Origin of the sequence: Brevibacillus fluminis, assembly GCF_052072235.1 — a bacterium.
Lineage (GTDB): Bacteria > Bacillota > Bacilli > Brevibacillales > Brevibacillaceae > Brevibacillus_D > Brevibacillus_D fluminis_A.
The window spans coordinates 4,809,206-4,824,905 of the sequence record NZ_CM125436.1 but is presented as its reverse complement, the minus strand read 5'-3'; the positions used below and the strand labels follow the sequence as shown (position 1 = coordinate 4,824,905).

The following is a 15,700-nucleotide window of genomic DNA, read 5'->3' as shown; positions in this document are numbered from 1 at the left end:
GGTTCTCCCCATATCCCAGTCGTGATTCTTTGAACGTGTGCCTGTTAAAGTGTAACAAAGCCATTCCTGTGATAGAAGAACTATGAAAACGAATTTACAAAATCTTTAATTTGCCTTAATAATAGGCGGGGCGAACCGCCATGGTGCTTTACAGTCACATCGGTCCACTCGCGCACAGGGTTGCAAAGTAACCGATTCTCGTATATTGATAGAGATGAAACGAAAGGGAGGGATTGCGCACAATGAGCAACGATGCGATCATTGCGGGAAAATCAATCAGGGAATGGAAGGATGCCTACCCGCTGCTTCAGCCGCTTTGCGAGACGGAGGAAGTGTTTTGGACGAACCCGCTCTATGCCGGGTTCGATGGGACCGCTGCGCCAGTGACTGCGGAGGACGTGCAGGATGCGAGCGATCGGCTGCAACGGTTCGCGCCCTTTATCGAAAAAGCGTTTCCGGAAACGGCGGAGTCCGGCGGATTGATCGAATCGAAGCTCGTCATGATCAAGGACATGCAGAGCCTGCTTGCAGAAAGAAGCAGTCAGGAACTTCCGGGTTCACTGTGGTTGAAATGCGATAGCCACCTGCCGATTTCCGGCTCGATCAAAGCCCGGGGCGGCATTTATGAGGTGCTGGCACATGCGGAATCGCTGGCGTGGAAGCATCAGATGCTCAGCGAGGAGAGCGACTATGCGGTGTTGGACTCGGATGCGTTTCGGGAATTGTTTTCCCGTTACTCGATCGCTGTCGGCTCCACGGGCAACCTTGGGCTTAGCATCGGCGTAATCAGTGCAAAGCTTGGTTTTCGCGTGACGGTTCACATGTCGGCTGACGCCAAGGCATGGAAAAAAGACTTGCTGCGAAAGCGAGGAGTCACGGTCGTGGAATATGAAGCCGACTATGGAAAAGCGGTCGAAGCAGGTCGGAAGCAAGCGGAAGCCGACCCGACCTGCTATTTCATCGATGATGAAAATTCCAAGCGTCTGTTCCTCGGCTACGCCGTCGCGGCAAATCGGTTGAAGAAGCAGCTGGACGAGCAGCAAATCACAGTAGATCGGGAGCATCCGCTGTTCGTCTATCTTCCGTGCGGTGTCGGCGGCGGGCCAGGCGGCGTCGCGTATGGACTGAAACTGATTTATGGCGAAAATGTCCACTGTTTTTTCGCCGAGCCGACCCATTCGCCCTGCATGCTGATCGGGCTGATGACCGGGCTGCATGACGAGGTCTCTGTGCAAGATTTCGGCATTGATAACAAGACGGCTGCGGACGGACTGGCTGTCGGACGGCCATCGCGATTTGTCGGAAAAGCGATCGAATCGCTGCTGAGCGGCATTTACACCGTGGACGATCAGGAGCTGTACCGGTTGCTGCGCGACCTTTGCGACACCGAGTCGATCCGCCTGGAGCCGTCTGCATTGGCAGGGATGCCGGGTCCCGTGCGATTGCAGCAGACCGAAGCAGGGCAAGCCTATCTTGCACGGCATCACTTGACCGACAAGATGAAAGAGGCGACGCACATCGTCTGGGCAACGGGAGGAAGCATGGTTCCCCCTGAAGTTCACGAAGAGTATTATGCAAAAGGCGTGCAGGCATCGAAACGATAAGAAAGAAGAAGCACCAAAGCGAAAAAACGCTACCGAAAAAAATCGGCGGCGTTTTTTTCTGTTACCGGCAGCATCCGCTTTGCTTGCTAGGAATTACATGAAAATCCAGCAGAAAAGAAACACTAGAACCGACTTTACATCACGGCTACGAAAACTAGCGCCCGCTATGCGGCTTTCCGCCAGCAAAGGAGAGACGGTTCAATGAAAAAATGGGGTCTGTGGATCAAAGGAAAATGGGAGGAAGGCACGCGGTATGAGCCGCTGCATGCGCCGCAAACCGGAGAGGTAATCGCCGAAATCGCCCAAGCGACGGAGGCGGAAGCGAAGCGTGCGATTGAAGTGGCACACGAAGCTTTTCAGCAATTCCGGTGGATGCCGGCGCATCAGCGGGCAGGAATTCTCATGAAAGCGGTGCAGCTTCTGGAGGCGAAAAAGGAAGAAGCGGCACAGATCATCGCCACCGAGGCAGCGAAGCCGATCAAGGCAGCGCGCACGGAACTCATCCGCACGATCCAGACGTATCAATTCGCGGCGGAGGAAGCCAAACGCATTTATGGCGAACGAATTCCGATGGACGCGGCGATCGGCGGGGAGGATCGCATCGGTTTCACGATGAGGGTGCCGATGGGGGTGGTGTCCGCCATCACGCCGTTCAACTTTCCGTTCAATCTGGTCGCGCACAAGGTGGGGCCGGCCATCGCTGCGGGCAATGCCATCGTCTTGAAGCCGGCGGAGAAAACGCCGCTCAGCTCGCTCTTTCTCGCCGAGCTGTTCCAGGAGGCCGGTTTGCCGGATGGCGTTCTCAATATTGTCACAGGCTTCGGCCCTGACCTTGGACCTGTGCTCAATACGCATCCACATGTCAAAAACATTACCTTTACGGGGAGTCCGCGGGTCGGCAAGGAAATCCGCAAACTCGCTGAATTCCGCAAAGTGACGCTGGAGCTGGGCTCCAACTCCGCCCTGATCATCGATGAGGGGGTGGATGTGGGCGCCATTATCGGCCGGGTGGTGGAAGGAGCGTTCTCGTACAACGGGCAGGTGTGCATTTCCATCCAGCGCATTTATGTGCACCGTTCGCTGTATCAACCGTTTTTGGAGCAATTGGTGGAACGGACGAAACAGCTGGTCATCGGCTCCCCTTATGACGAGAAGACGGACATTACGGCTGTAATCACGAAAGATTCGCTGGACCGGCTCTCTTCCTGGATCGCGGAAGGGGTGCAGGCGGGGGCGAAGGTGGTGTATGGCGGCACGGTGGACGGGCAAGTCATGACGCCTGCCATCCTGACCGATGTTCCGCATCAGGCCAAGCTGATCCAGGAGGAAGTGTTCGGGCCGATCGTCAGCGTCCGCCCGTTCGATCAGCTCGAAGAAGCGGTAGGCTGGGTGAACGACTCCCGCTACGGATTGAACGCAGGGGTGTATACGCCCGATCTCAATCATGCGTTTTATTGTGTCAACCATATCGAAACCGGCGGCGTGCTGATCAATGACATCCCGACATACCGCCTCGACCACATGCCCTATGGCGGGATCAAAGATAGCGGAACAGGCCGGGAAGGGGTCAAGTTTGCGTTGATGGATATGATGGAGGAAAAATTCGTGAGTTTTCACTGGGATCATACTTACGGGCGGTAAGGCAACCGCGCAGCGAAAAAAGGAGGGCAGGATGAAAGCGACGGACTTGATGGTCAAATGTCTGGAGAATGAGGGAGTCCGGTATATTTTCGGCATCCCGGGGGAAGAGAATATCGATCTTGTCCATTCGTTGGCCGCCTCGGAGCAGATCGAGTTTGTGACGGTCAGGCATGAGCAAGGGGCGGCTTTTATGGCAGATGTGTACGGGCGATTAACGGGAAAGGCAGGCGTTTGCCTGGCTACGCTTGGACCGGGAGCGACCAACCTCTTGACCGGGATCGGCGACGCCAACCTCGATCACGCGCCGGTCGTGGCGATTACCGGACAGGCGGGACTGGAGCGGATGCATAAAGAATCGCACCAATACATCGATATCGTCGCCATGTTCGCGCCTGTGACGAAGTGGTCCATCCAGGTCAAACGGCCGCAGACAATACCGGAAATCGTGCGCAAGGCGTTCAAGCTGGCGGAACTGGAAAAGCCGGGAGCGGTCCATATCGAGCTGCCGGAAGATATGGCGGAGGACGATGTCGACGCGAACGTGCTGCCCAAAACGCCGCTGCCCCAATCGGTCGCGAGCGAGGAGAGCATGAAGCAGGCGCTCGCGCTGATCCAACAGAGCAAAAAGCCGTTTATCATCGCGGGAAACGGCGTGATCCGCCAGCAGGCGTCCGCCGAGCTGCAGGCATGGGCGGAGGCGCTTGGCGCTCCGGTCACACACACCTTCATGGCAAAAGGCGTCCTGCCGCCCGACCACCCGTTGAATATGTACACGGTGGGACTGCAGATGAAAGATTATGTGCTGTGCGGCATCCATGAGGCCGATCTGATCGTGACGGTCGGCTACGACTTTGTCGAGTATTTGCCGATTTACTGGAATGAAACGAACCCGCGCCCGATCATCCATATCGATACGTGCCCGGCCGAGGTGGATGAGCACTACCCGGTGGCGGCGGAACTGGTTGGCGATTTGAAAGCAACGCTGACGTATTTGACCAGCCATCTCCAAGGGACGAAAGAATGGCGCCCCGGCGATGAGCTGCAGCAAAAACTGAAGCGTGAGCTGGTTGAGTACCACGCTGAAGGCGAAAATGGCTCCGCTGCGGAGGATCGAAGCCGGATCAAGCCGCGAGCGCTTTTGGATGCGCTGGAAAAAATCGCCCCGGACAACACCATCGTGTTATCCGATGTCGGCGCCCACAAGCTTTGGATCGCCCGCAACTATCAGCCGAAACGCCCGAACCGCGTCATCATCTCGAACGGGTTTGCCACGATGGGGATTGCCGTTCCCGGGGCGATCGGCGCCAAGCTCGCTTGCCCCGATGATCCGGTTGTCTGCATTTCGGGCGACGGCGGCTTCTTGATGAATGGCGTGGAGATCGAGACAGCCAAGCGGCTGGGGCTGGCGTTCACGATTCTTGTGCTGACCGATTCCAAATACGGTCTGATCGAATGGAAGCTGAAAAACCGCTTTGACGCAAGCTACGGGGTCGATTTTGAAAACCCGGATTTTGTCCGTTTTGCGGAAAGCTTCGGGGTCACAGGCATGCGTGTCCATCATGCGGACGAGCTGGAGGAAACGCTGAAACAAGCGATGGGACGAAACGAGCTGGTGCTGGTCGAGATCCCCATCGACGCCGCGGAAAATTTGAAGCTCGGCAAGCACTTGGGCAAACTGGTGTGCAGGCAGTAAGAATGCGGCTCACAGGAAAGCGGGTGGCAGATGATGCTGGCAGACAAAGCCGAATTGCAGCGGATTGTGGATGAATGCAGGCCGTATCTGGCAGGAGGCAAGGTAGCGGATTATATTCCCGAACTGGGTCATGCCGATCCGGCTGCCCTCGGTGTTACGGTGGCGCAGCCAGGCAGCATCGTGTCTGCCGGAGACTGCGACACGGCGTTTACCATGCAAAGCATTTCCAAAGTCATCAGTCTGATGATCGCCCTCATGGATCACGGTCCGAAAAAAGTGTTTGCAAAAGTCGGCATGGAGCCAAGCGGCGATCCGTTCAACTCGATTATCAAACTGGAGACGATGAACTCGCACAAACCGCTCAACCCGATGATCAATGCAGGGGCGATTGCGGTTGCCTCGCTGATCGACGGCAGCGATGTGGGGGAACGGTTCCAACGGGTGTGCCGATTGCTGAACCGGATCACCGGCAACGAGCAGATCGCCTTGGATGAGAGCGTGTATGCCTCGGAAAAAAGGACGGGCGATCGCAACCGCTCGCTCGCCTATTTCATGAAAAGCACCGGCATTCTCGAAGGGGATGTGGAGGATGCGCTCGACCTGTACTTTCGGCTTTGTTCCATCACGGTTCACTGCAGCGATTTGGCCAAAATCGGACTGTTTCTCGCTCGGTGGGGGCGGATTGCGGGTGAATCGGCTCCGCTGGTCGAGCCGGAGATCGTGCGGATTTTGCTCGCGATCATGATGACGTCCGGCATGTACAATGCTTCCGGCGAGTACGCCATCCGCGTCGGCATTCCGTCCAAAAGCGGCGTGAGCGGAGGCATCATGGCCGTGGTCCCCGGTAAAATGGGGATCGGCGTGATTGGCCCTGCGATTGATAAAATCGGAAACAGTGTCGCAGGCGTGCAAATTTTGGAGACGTTGTCGAACGAATTTCGCTTGCATCTGTTTGCATGGTAACATGAACAGGAATGCCCTCCGGAATCGCTGCTCGTGGCGAATCGGGGGGCATGTTGCTAAAAAGAACAAGCGAATAATTCTAAAAATTCTCAACTTAAAATATTGACATCATGTCACATACATCGTACTCTTAGTGTAGTTCCGGAACGAATGGTTTGTAAAGCATGAAATTGTTTGCAAGCGGTTGCGATGGCGCGATCGACAGACAGCCAGACAAAAAGCAGAGAAGACGGAAAACCAAAAGAGATCGACAGACATGTAAGTGACGGAATTTTTAGAAAAATAATTTTCCAAAGAATGTTTGATGTGGGGGGAATGGATTGGATGAAAAAAGCAAACAAGCAGCGGTTTTTCGGCGGTGTTCTTGCTGCCGTCCTCACTGCTGGAGCACTGTATGTGCCGTCTGAGGCGGTAAGCTTTGCTGCGGGCACAGGGACCGGCGCCGACCCGGATACATATGTCGCGCCGCGAACAGGACTGAACGTGAATGCGCCCGCTGCGCCTGAGCCATATCCGCAAGAGCCGAAAACGCTGCTGCCGGGCGAGCCGGCGGAGCCGGTCCCAGGCACATGGGGCTACGATGTCAGAACCGGCGCATTCACGCATCCGGCCATGTCGCCGGATACGGGCGAGGGGCCGCAGCCGTTCAATGGCAGTCTGCCGTATCTCGACATGAATCAATACAGCAAAAACATGAAGGTGGAAGCTTTTTATCCGTATGTGGCCGGTTGGGGACACAGCTGGCAAGCCACGTTCGATCTGAACGGGCATCGCTATCTGTACGACTATGAAAACGACATGTACAACGTATTCGATATCACCGACCCGAAAAAGGTCAAGCGCATCGACCACAAAGAATTCAACATCAAAGGGATCGATGGCGGGCTGAACCAGTTCGGTCCGTTCAACGTCAAATACAACAAGACGCTCGGCAAGCTGATTGCCGTGCAAGGCTATGAGACGCCGCGCTACGGCATTTTGGAAAATAAATATACGTCACCGGAAGAGGTCAAGGCGATTCGCGACCGCAAAATGCTGCGCGGCTTCCGTATCTATGAAGTGACAAGTCCGCTGTGGACGGAATGGAAGGTGCTGTCCGAGACGCCGCTCGACAGCAAAGCCAAAGCGAAAGACCAGCCGCAGCAAGGCTCCGGCTCCGTCGATGTGCCTGTTTATTGGGGCGACAAGTATTTGTTCGTTGCCGGCGCGCCGGACGATAGCTTTGCGAACAACGAATACAAGAGCTATTTGTACTCGAATGCGCAAATCGCCTATGACATTTCCGACCCGACCAAGCCGAAGCGGCTGTCTGTCTGGTGGGCACCCGGCCAGCGCAAAGGGGAGGAGGCGGAATACAACAAAAATCCGCGTGCCGGCAACAAGACGAGCTGGATGGGCGCGCGCATGCCGCTGTTCATCCCGAAACCGGTCGAGCAGGGCGGCAAATACGGCTATGCGGCGATGGGGGGACTCGGCTTTTATGTCGTCGATATTTCCGACCCGGCCAACATGAAAACCGTATCCCACCTCGAAATGCCGATGAGCGTAAGCGGCACCGAGGGCGACAACATCGATGTGACCAAAGTGGAAACGACGGGCATGGTTTACTACAGCGGCTATCCGCTTGGCGAGGACTGCCACGAGCCGTATAAGCACATTTATGCAATCGACGTCCGCGATCCGAAAAATCCGAAGATCGCCTACGCTCTGCCGCGCCCGACACCGCCGGCAGAGGCGCCGTTCACCGATTATTGCCAGCGCCGTGGCAGCTTCGGGCCGAAGCGCAGCGGCTATGCGGCCATCCAGCCGGGCACGCCGAACCAGCAGTATATGCCATACACGTTCTACAATGCAGGCGTGCAGATTTTTGACCTGAAGGACCCGAAAAAGCCGACGATCGCCGCTTACTTTGTGCCGAAAATGTATGGGGAAATCCCGAATGAAGACGGCAAAACGACGCGTCCGAGCGAATCGTCCAATCCGGTGCACAGCATTTTCGTCGAATGGGACCGCAACCTGGTCTGGGCATTCTCCAATCACGGCATCTATGTGCTGTCGACGCCATTGCTGGGAGAACCGATCAGCGGTGTACCGAAAAACAAGCTGTGATTTTTGCACAGACATACCCCCCGCCATTGATTGGTGGGGGGTATCGTCATTGGAGCGGCTGAAAGGCAACCTTCCAAATGCCATCATCATCCTTGATCATTTTAAAACCGGACTTGGTTGCTGCATCCTCGCCCGGTTGATACTCGATATAGCCTTCAAAATCGCTTGTCTGGATGAATTTCCCGCTCTCAATATTGTGGAAGTTTTTGCGGATTTGCTCCGTCGATCCCCGATCCGAGTCGGGAATTTTTTCATCCTCTTCCTTTGTCCATTGTACATACCCGTTTTTGCCGGTATAGAGGGCATAAACAACATCATGTTTTTGGTCCAACCTTGCTTGCACATACAGCTTGGCGATACTCAGAGGCTCCAGCCCGATTAATTGTGTATCATCCAGGTTTTTCTGAAAGCTGGCGTATGCCTCTTGTTCTTTGGCGGATAACGTAACACCATCTGATGGGGCAGGCTTTGAAGCTGGACTTGCCATTGGCGCTGTTGAAGCACTTTCGTTCCCGTAACAACCGGTAAGCGCCAAAGAAATGGCAGCGGATAATAACGCGATTTTTCGTTTCACATACAACGACTCCCTTCACCCTTCTGCTTTCTTGCGTTCACTTATTCGTATTGACGTAATCATTCATGCAGTCGTTTCCGCAAGTTTTGAAACCGCCGTCCTGATCAGGGGCGAATCGATTTTGTCAGCGGGTGAAGTGAAATCAATTCAGTTGATTTGATGCGGATTTGCCGCGATTTTTTGCGGAACGGTGAATCGGATTCGGTTCGGATAGAGAACCAGGCAGCAGCAGAGACGCAGGTTTTGCCGCAAATCGTTTTTGGTACAAAGCTTGCAAAGAAAAACGAGGGTACATACAAAAAAAGAGAGAGAACAAACAGGGGGATTGCATGCAGGAAATAAAATTCTGAATAATATTTATTTTTGAAAACCCGTGTGGTATAACTGATGATGAAGTTGTAATTTCGTCGAATGGAAAAAATGCCGATTTAACTTCATCAAAAGCGAGGTGGGTTCATGGAGAATCTCACATTCGAGCAGCGGGTGAAAGAAAAGTTCAACGGACTCTCGGCAGGACAGAAAAAAATCGCCGAGTACATGGTGCAAAATCCGGAGGAAGCGGCGCTCAGCAAGGCATTTCAAATCGGGCAAAAAGCAGGCGCAAGCGAGACGACGGTGATCCGTTTGGCGTACGCGCTCGGCTTCAGCGGGTTTTCGGAAATGCAGGAGAAGATTCAGCGCCATCTCTTGCAGCACAATCAAAACGCGTATCAGGCGAGCCACGCGGAATATGCGGCCGAAAGCAGACATGAGGCGAACCCGTTCGCGAAAGTCATCGAGAAGGAACGGGATCTGTTGGGACAAATCTTGCATCAGCTGGATGTCCAGAAGGTGTGGGATGTGGTCGATGCCTTGATCAAGGCGAGCCAGATTATGATCGCAGGTGCGCGAACCTCGCATGCGGCGGCGTACTGGTTTTCGTACACGCTCAGCACGCTGCGGGAAAATGTGATTCTTTGTCCGCCGGCCAGCGATGTTTTCGAAAGATTCAGCGATCTGAAACAGGACGCGGTGCTGTTCGTCATCTCGTTTCCGCGCTATGCCCGAGAATCGCTGCAGCTAGCAGAATGCGCCAAACAGCGGGGAATCAAGGTGATCTCCGTGACGGACCGGATGCTCTCGCCGATCGGGCGCATCTCCGACATCACGCTTACGACGGAGGAAAACGTCGAATCGGGATGCAACTCCATCTCCTTGATCATCAGCCTCCTTGACTTGATCGTCATGGGAATCAACGAGCGCGACGCGGACCGGATCAAAGCCCGCCAGCATGATTTGGAGCAGCTTTATTCCGCCTATCACGTGTTTGTCGAGTGAGTGTCACACGAAATTGTAAGCCCTTACATGATTGGAAACTAACGATGCGAAGAGGTGTATCCTATGGCTCATTCTCCATTATCAACTCCACCTAAAACAAATTCGCCTTCACAGCAGCACTTGCATCGGGGACTTCGCACAAGACATTTATCCATGATCGCCATCGGCGGGGCCATCGGCACAGGTCTCTTTCTGGCGAGCGGCGCCGCAATCAATCAGGCTGGACCCGGCGGGGCGCTCACGGCTTATATTCTCAGCGGCTTGATGGTATTCTTCCTCATGACCAGCTTGGGGGAAATGGCCACCTTCATGCCGGTGACCGGCTCGTTTAGCACCTATGCCTCCAAATTCGTCGATCCGGCCCTCGGCTTTTCGCTCGGCTGGAATTATTGGTACAACTGGGCGATCACCATTGCGCTGGAGATTTCGGCCGGAGCGATCATCATGAAATACTGGCTTCCTGATGTGCCGTCGATATTATGGAGCGGCGGATTTTTGGTACTCCTGTTTTTGCTGAACATCATCTCGGTAAAAGGATACGGGGAGTCGGAATACTGGTTTGCGTTCATCAAGGTCGCAACAATCATCATCTTTTTGGTGGTGGGTGTGCTGATCATCATCGGGGTGATGGGCAGCGACCATGTCGGCTTTGACAATTTCACAACGGGTGACGCGCCGTTTGCCGGCGGCTTCATGTCATTCCTCGGCGTATTCATGATTGCAGGTTTTGCGTTCCAGGGAACAGAGCTTGTCGGGATTACAGCGGGGGAGAGCGAGGACCCGAAAAAGAGCCTGCCGAAAGCGGTCAAGCAAGTGTTTTGGCGTATTTTGCTGTTTTACGTGTTTGCCATCGTTATCATCAGCTTCCTCATTCCTTACAACGATCCGAAACTGCTGCAATCGGATATCGAGAACATTTCTGTCAGCCCGTTCACGCTGGTTTTCCAAAAAGCAGGGTTCGCCTTCGCCGCATCGGTCATGAACGCGGTCATTTTGACCTCGGTGCTGTCGGCGGGCAACTCCGGCATGTATGCCGCGACCCGCATGCTGTGGGTGATGGCCAAGGAAGGAAAAGCGCCAAAGTTTTTAACCAAAGTCAACAGCCGCGGCATTCCGGTCAATGCGCTGCTCGCGACGACGCTCATCGGGATGGCAGCCTTCCTCACGTCCCTGTTCGGAGACGGCAAGGTGTACATGTGGCTGATCAATGCGTCGGGCTTGTCGGGCTTCATCGCATGGCTGGGGATCGCCATCAGCCACTACCGTTTCCGCAAGGCTTTCATCGCCCAAGGCCGCGATTTGAGCGAATTGCCGTATCGGGCAAAATGGTTCCCGTTCGGGCCGATCTTTGCTTTCGTGCTCTGTATGGTCGCCGTTTTGGGACAAAACTACAGCGCGTTTCTCGGAGAGTCGATCGACTGGAACGGTGTAATGGTCTCCTATATCGGTTTGCCGCTGTTCCTGTTATTATTGGTGGGGTATAAGATCGTCAAGAAGACAAAAGTCGTCTCGTTAAAAGACTGCAATTTTGACCAAGACGAATAGCGGTGTGGGCATCGGCTTGGGGGAGAAAGGAATGTTGTCACAGATGAAACAGACCGATTCGCAGACAGACCTCATCATTCGTTCGCTGCACACAGTGCCGGAGCTGGAAGAGGTGCGGAAGCTCGGTGCGCGCATATGGGGCGAGAACGACGCGATCCCGACGCATCAAACCTTGACCGCCTGCAAAAACGGCGGACTTGTGCTCGGCGCATACATCGGGGAAGAGCTGGTGGGGTTCCAATACAGCTTTGCCGGCTATGACGGCGAGCGCGTCTACCTCTGTTCACACGAGCTGGGCATCGATGCGGCATATCGCAGCAAAAAGATCGGGGAACGGCTCAAGCAGGCGCAGCGGGAAGAAGCGCTGAAAAAGGGGTACAAGCTGATTACGTGGACGTACGATCCGCTCGAGTCGGTCAACGGCTATCTCAACATCGCCAAGCTCGGCGGCGTCTGTTCCCAAAACATCATCAACTGCTATGGCGAGATGGGGGATTTGCTCAACAGCGGCTTGCCGTCCGACCGGTTTTTGGTGGAGTGGTGGATCGCGGATGACAAGCCTGCGACCCCGACAGCCGTTTCTGTGGAGGAGATGCCCGCTGTGCACGAGCGCTCGCTGCTCGCGTGGCGCTTCAACGAAGACGGTTTGCCAGTCCCGCAGAAGCGGGATGATCAGTCGACACTCGTTGGCGAGCCGTTTTATGTGCCGATCCCGTCCGGCTTCCAGCAGTTGAAGGAAAAGGATCGCGAATTGGCACTTGCTTGGCGCTTGCATACGCGCGACGTGTTCATGGCGTCTTTCGAGCAAGGGTATGAAGTGGCAGGATTCGTGAAAAATCCGGATGCGGCGGTGCCGGTGCATTTTTATCAGCTGCGGCGGAAAATGGAACGCACAGCCGGGGTATAAGGGTAGTCGAGAGACAGGAGGCCTCCTTTTGCGGAAAAACGCAGAGGAGGTTTTTTCATTTGGCGCTCAGGGAAGTGACGCGGCCTGCCGTTTTCTTGTTGACTTTCCCTCTTTTCCTGCACGTATAATAACGGGGAGCCCCACTTTGAACGAGGTGATACAAGGTTATGTTGGGTGACGGAGTGTACGTGTTGATCAAAAAAGGGGACCCGAGCCAGCTGCATGCCCGCAAATATTTGACCAAAAGCGAGCTTACCATCGGCCGTCAGGGGAACGGCGTTCAACCGGACATCGCTTTTTCCAGTCCCTATATCTCAAGGATGCATGCGGCGTTTCGCAAGGTCGGCGATCGGTATGAAATCGCAGACCTGTCCAGCAAGCATGGCACGGAAGTGAACGGAAATGCGGTCTGTGAGGAGGCGGTGGTGCTGCGCCACGGAGATCGGATCAGCTTGGCGAAGGGCGTGGCGGAACTGGTGTTTATCATCGAGCAGGACGAGCTGGATGCGACCAGAGAGCTGCCGCTGTCTGTTACAGTGAAAGAATCGCTCCTGACAGGGTTGGATATACATATTGAAAGGCGCGAGGTCCGCCTGGACGGCAAACGGATTCCGCTTTCAGGAAAAGACATGGACCTGCTTGTGCTCCTGTATCAGCGGGCCAATCAGGCTGTTAGCTATGAGGAGGTCATGGTGCACATCTGGCCGGAGCGCCTCTCTTTTTCCGAAACGACGATTCCGGATGTGGGCCGTTCGGAAATCAACGCGCTGGTCTATCGGCTGCGCAGAAAGCTGGGGCCGTATGGCGAGCAAATCATGACGATTCCCCGCTATGGGTATCGGTTGGAAATGTAAAAGGAGGAAGGTGGCGATCACCTTCTTTTTTTGATCGTACAAGAATTTATAAGTGCTCGCGCTTATAAATTCTGGAGCGGAAGACGGAGTACCTCAGCGTTACTTCCAGCATAAGCATCGGTAAAAACTTCCTTTGACCGAAGAACCAGCTTCTTGAAAGGACTTCTGAAAGAAGTTTTTCTTACTTCGGCAAAAATCTGCACCGTGCTGCTGTAACAAGGTTTGGTCTGGTTCGTATCGAAGGTAAAGCGACGATAAAGGGAAAGGCGGTGGAGGAAGTGGATTGGAGAGAGAAGGCAGCTGTAGGCGCAGCCTTTGTGCTGAAGAATGTGGCATGCAGCGTTTTTCAGCTGATCGTCCTTGGAGCGGCGGTCGTCCTGCAATTCATCCTGTGGTTGTTCTGCGGCCAATTGACCGCGCACGGGTTTGCTTTCCCGGCGCAAGCTTCGGATCTTGCATCATACATCAGCTGGAGTGTGATTTTTGTCGGTTATGCGTTTGTGTGGTACGTGTTTTGGTGGATGGTCACACAGCATGGCGGCAGATGGTTTTATTGGAAAATGGCGTTCGCCACGATTCCGCTCGTCGCCGGGTTGATCCTGTTCAATCCTCAGCAAGACCCGCAGGCGATGATCCCGTTATCAGCGGGGGAGATGAAGTTTCGCTTCAGCACGATTGCGACAGGAACGGTATTGTTCCCTCTTTATGCGATTGCGCTGCGCATGTTTGTTTTTCAAGGAGAAGGCCGGAGCATGTGGAAGCGGGCGATCCTGGCCGGTCTCGTCATCGTGGTGATCGGGTGTTTGGTGTTTGCGGCGAGCTGGCATTATGTTACGAATTGCTTGTCGTTTCCGTCTTCCTAAAATAGAACCAATAGGGAGATGCATGAGGATGGAAACGAAAGCACGGAAGCTTGTTTTGGCAGGCACCGTTTTGTATTCGCTCTTGATTTTGTATTTTATGTTTTTTGCCTTCAACCGGTTGCGTCATTCCGATTTTGACGAGTACGTCTTTATGCTGGTTCCCGAGAAAGTCCCGCTCAAATTTCCCGAGCTTTCTTTTTTCTGGCTCTTCGATTTTGGCAACATCGCTGCCTTTCTTCCTTTCGGCGTGCTGATTCCCATGCTGTATCGCACCCGATTTTGGCGCTTCATCACGGGATTTATGGCGGCGATTCTTGTTTTGGAAACGCTGCAGGCGATAACCCGTCTCGGCTCGTTTGATGTGGATGATGTGATTTCCAATACAATCGGGGCAGCGATTGGATACGCCGTTTATCGTGTGGGATTCGCTGGAGATTTGTCGTTGAAAAAGGTTTGGGCTGCGGCTCTCACGGCTGTCGCGCTGTTGTTTGGCGTCATGGTTATGTCTGAGGCCTTAGTAAAAAGGGAAGGGCCGATTCGCGCCTTGTCGGAATGGAAGGAAGCGACCGGAAGTGAACCCGTGACGGTTAATCTGGCGAGCTTCACGGTACAAGGTCAAAAAATCGAACCGAAATGGAACGTTTACAGCAGCCAGGGAGAACAAAAGAAAACCTATACCTATTATCTCGGGAACAAAACCGACGTCACGTTTTATTCCGTTTACGGCATTCCGGATCAGGCGGGCAGCAAAGGGGAAGTGACAATAGAGGTGGACGGAATTGGGTTTGCCCAGCTCAATGAACAGTATGCGCAAGGGGCGGAAGCAATCGTAATGCCGCTGCCCGCTGCCAACGAAATTACGATTGCCATCTCTGGGAACGCGAAGCTGTGGGACGTGGGGATCAGTGAACAGAAGCACTGGTGGGAGTGACGGAAGGATGGTACACTTTTTCCTGATGGAAGGAAAAGGGAAGGGTGGTTTTCGAATGAATACACAAACTGCGCTGCTCATCATCGATGCACAAGAATTTCTAATCGAGCATGCTTTTCAAGGACAAGCCTTGGTCGAGCGAATCGAAAAGCTGGCCACGCGTGCCCGGGCGCTGCAAATTCCGGTCCTGTATGTTCAGCATTGCGAGAGCGAGGGCGAGTTTGCGATCGGGACGCCAACTTGGGAAATTCATCACGGGATTCCCCCACAAGAAGGAGAACCTGTCATCCGCAAGTCTGCCTGCGATTCTTTTTTTGAGACCACCTTGCGCGATGAACTGGAGGCCCGGGGAACCCGTCATCTGGTCATTGTCGGTCTGCAAACCGAATATTGCATCGACACCACGTGCAGGCGTGCGGTTACGTCCGGCTACGACGTGACACTCGTGGCTGATTGCCATTCCACATTCGACAGCCCCGTCTTGTCAGCGGAACAAATCATTGCGCACCACAATGCGGTTTTGAACTGGTTTGGGACAGAGAAGAACCGGGTTTTTGTGAAAGGGTCTGATGAGCTTTTTGTTTAATCGAGATCGGTATCGTCTTGGTGCTTTTTTCATTTGTTTGTACTTAATCTGGACAGCGAAGGAAATCCTGTTTCAGCTTTATCCCTTCCCTCCCCCCATTGCCCTTATTGCCA

13 protein-coding genes are annotated in these 15,700 nt (G+C 54.1%); 12 read left to right on the top strand and 1 reads right to left on the bottom strand.

The annotated features are described in order from the left end of the window. The first annotated feature begins 242 nt into the window (after positions 1-242). The 5 genes from ACTID9_RS23690 to ACTID9_RS23670 all read left to right on the top strand — a co-directional run bounded on the left by ACTID9_RS23690 (position 243) and on the right by ACTID9_RS23670 (position 8,010). Complete coding sequence (locus ACTID9_RS23690; RefSeq protein WP_441067314.1) at positions 243-1,604, top strand: D-serine ammonia-lyase; 1,362 nt, start codon at positions 243-245, stop codon at positions 1,602-1,604. Positions 1,605-1,805: 201 nt separating this feature from the next. Further along, a complete protein-coding gene (locus ACTID9_RS23685) occupies positions 1,806-3,245 on the top strand; it encodes an aldehyde dehydrogenase family protein (RefSeq protein ID WP_441067312.1) in 1,440 nt (479 codons plus the stop codon). Between the two features lie 31 nt (positions 3,246-3,276). Then, entirely contained in the window at positions 3,277-4,938 is a 1,662-nt protein-coding gene (locus ACTID9_RS23680; RefSeq protein WP_441067310.1) for an acetolactate synthase large subunit, read from the top strand. 30 nt (positions 4,939-4,968) lie between these two features. Next, positions 4,969-5,901 carry a glutaminase A gene (gene glsA / locus ACTID9_RS23675; RefSeq protein ID WP_441067308.1) on the top strand — a complete coding sequence of 311 codons (933 nt, stop codon included), beginning with the start codon at positions 4,969-4,971 and terminating at the stop codon, positions 5,899-5,901. A gap of 324 nt (positions 5,902-6,225) precedes the next feature. Then, positions 6,226-8,010: a hypothetical protein gene (locus ACTID9_RS23670; protein WP_441067307.1), complete on the top strand. Its 1,785-nt coding sequence runs from the start codon at positions 6,226-6,228 to the stop codon at positions 8,008-8,010. 46 nt (positions 8,011-8,056) lie between these two features. Here ACTID9_RS23670 and ACTID9_RS23665 read toward each other — a convergent pair whose 3' ends face one another. Beyond that, positions 8,057-8,584: an RNA polymerase subunit sigma gene (locus ACTID9_RS23665; protein WP_441067306.1), complete on the bottom strand. Its 528-nt coding sequence runs from the start codon at positions 8,582-8,584 to the stop codon at positions 8,057-8,059. A gap of 456 nt (positions 8,585-9,040) precedes the next feature. On the opposite strand from ACTID9_RS23665, the gene ACTID9_RS23660 reads away from it, so the two are divergent. From ACTID9_RS23660 to ACTID9_RS23630, 7 genes are all read left to right on the top strand, one after another. Beyond that, positions 9,041-9,901, top strand: coding sequence for a MurR/RpiR family transcriptional regulator (locus tag ACTID9_RS23660; RefSeq protein WP_441067305.1), 861 nt, complete (start codon positions 9,041-9,043; stop codon positions 9,899-9,901). A 63-nt stretch (positions 9,902-9,964) separates the two neighbouring features. Beyond that, a complete protein-coding gene (locus tag ACTID9_RS23655; RefSeq protein WP_441067304.1) occupies positions 9,965-11,446 on the top strand; it encodes an amino acid permease in 1,482 nt (493 codons plus the stop codon). A gap of 31 nt (positions 11,447-11,477) precedes the next feature. Next, complete coding sequence (locus ACTID9_RS23650; protein ID WP_441067303.1) at positions 11,478-12,353, top strand: GNAT family N-acetyltransferase; 876 nt, start codon at positions 11,478-11,480, stop codon at positions 12,351-12,353. A gap of 167 nt (positions 12,354-12,520) precedes the next feature. Beyond that, positions 12,521-13,207, top strand: a complete 687-nt coding sequence (locus tag ACTID9_RS23645) for an FHA domain-containing protein (RefSeq protein ID WP_441067302.1) — start codon at positions 12,521-12,523, stop codon at positions 13,205-13,207. Positions 13,208-13,485: 278 nt separating this feature from the next. After that, the gene (locus ACTID9_RS23640; protein ID WP_441067301.1) at positions 13,486-14,070 is read left to right on the top strand and encodes a hypothetical protein; all 585 of its coding nucleotides are present in this window, start codon (positions 13,486-13,488) and stop codon (positions 14,068-14,070) included. Positions 14,071-14,098: 28 nt separating this feature from the next. Next, positions 14,099-15,001, top strand: a complete 903-nt coding sequence (locus tag ACTID9_RS23635) for a VanZ family protein (RefSeq protein ID WP_441067300.1) — start codon at positions 14,099-14,101, stop codon at positions 14,999-15,001. Positions 15,002-15,056: 55 nt separating this feature from the next. Then, entirely contained in the window at positions 15,057-15,587 is a 531-nt protein-coding gene (locus ACTID9_RS23630; protein WP_441067299.1) for a cysteine hydrolase family protein, read from the top strand. Positions 15,588-15,700: the final 113 nt, after the last annotated feature.

Excerpts from the sequence above, each read along its gene's own strand:
- ACTID9_RS23690 (WP_441067314.1), top strand. The coding sequence starts at position 243 with ATGAGCAACGATGCGATCATTGCGGGAAAATCAATCAGGGAATGGAAG.
- ACTID9_RS23630 (WP_441067299.1), top strand. The coding sequence starts at position 15,057 with ATGAATACACAAACTGCGCTGCTCATCATCGATGCACAAGAATTTCTA.
- glsA (WP_441067308.1), top strand. The coding sequence starts at position 4,969 with ATGATGCTGGCAGACAAAGCCGAATTGCAGCGGATTGTGGATGAATGC.
- ACTID9_RS23650 (WP_441067303.1), top strand. The coding sequence starts at position 11,478 with ATGTTGTCACAGATGAAACAGACCGATTCGCAGACAGACCTCATCATT.
- ACTID9_RS23660 (WP_441067305.1), top strand. The coding sequence starts at position 9,041 with ATGGAGAATCTCACATTCGAGCAGCGGGTGAAAGAAAAGTTCAACGGA.
- ACTID9_RS23645 (WP_441067302.1), top strand. The coding sequence starts at position 12,521 with ATGTTGGGTGACGGAGTGTACGTGTTGATCAAAAAAGGGGACCCGAGC.
- ACTID9_RS23635 (WP_441067300.1), top strand. The coding sequence starts at position 14,099 with ATGGAAACGAAAGCACGGAAGCTTGTTTTGGCAGGCACCGTTTTGTAT.
- ACTID9_RS23655 (WP_441067304.1), top strand. The coding sequence starts at position 9,965 with ATGGCTCATTCTCCATTATCAACTCCACCTAAAACAAATTCGCCTTCA.
- ACTID9_RS23685 (WP_441067312.1), top strand. The coding sequence starts at position 1,806 with ATGAAAAAATGGGGTCTGTGGATCAAAGGAAAATGGGAGGAAGGCACG.
- ACTID9_RS23670 (WP_441067307.1), top strand. The coding sequence starts at position 6,226 with ATGAAAAAAGCAAACAAGCAGCGGTTTTTCGGCGGTGTTCTTGCTGCC.
- ACTID9_RS23680 (WP_441067310.1), top strand. The coding sequence starts at position 3,277 with ATGAAAGCGACGGACTTGATGGTCAAATGTCTGGAGAATGAGGGAGTC.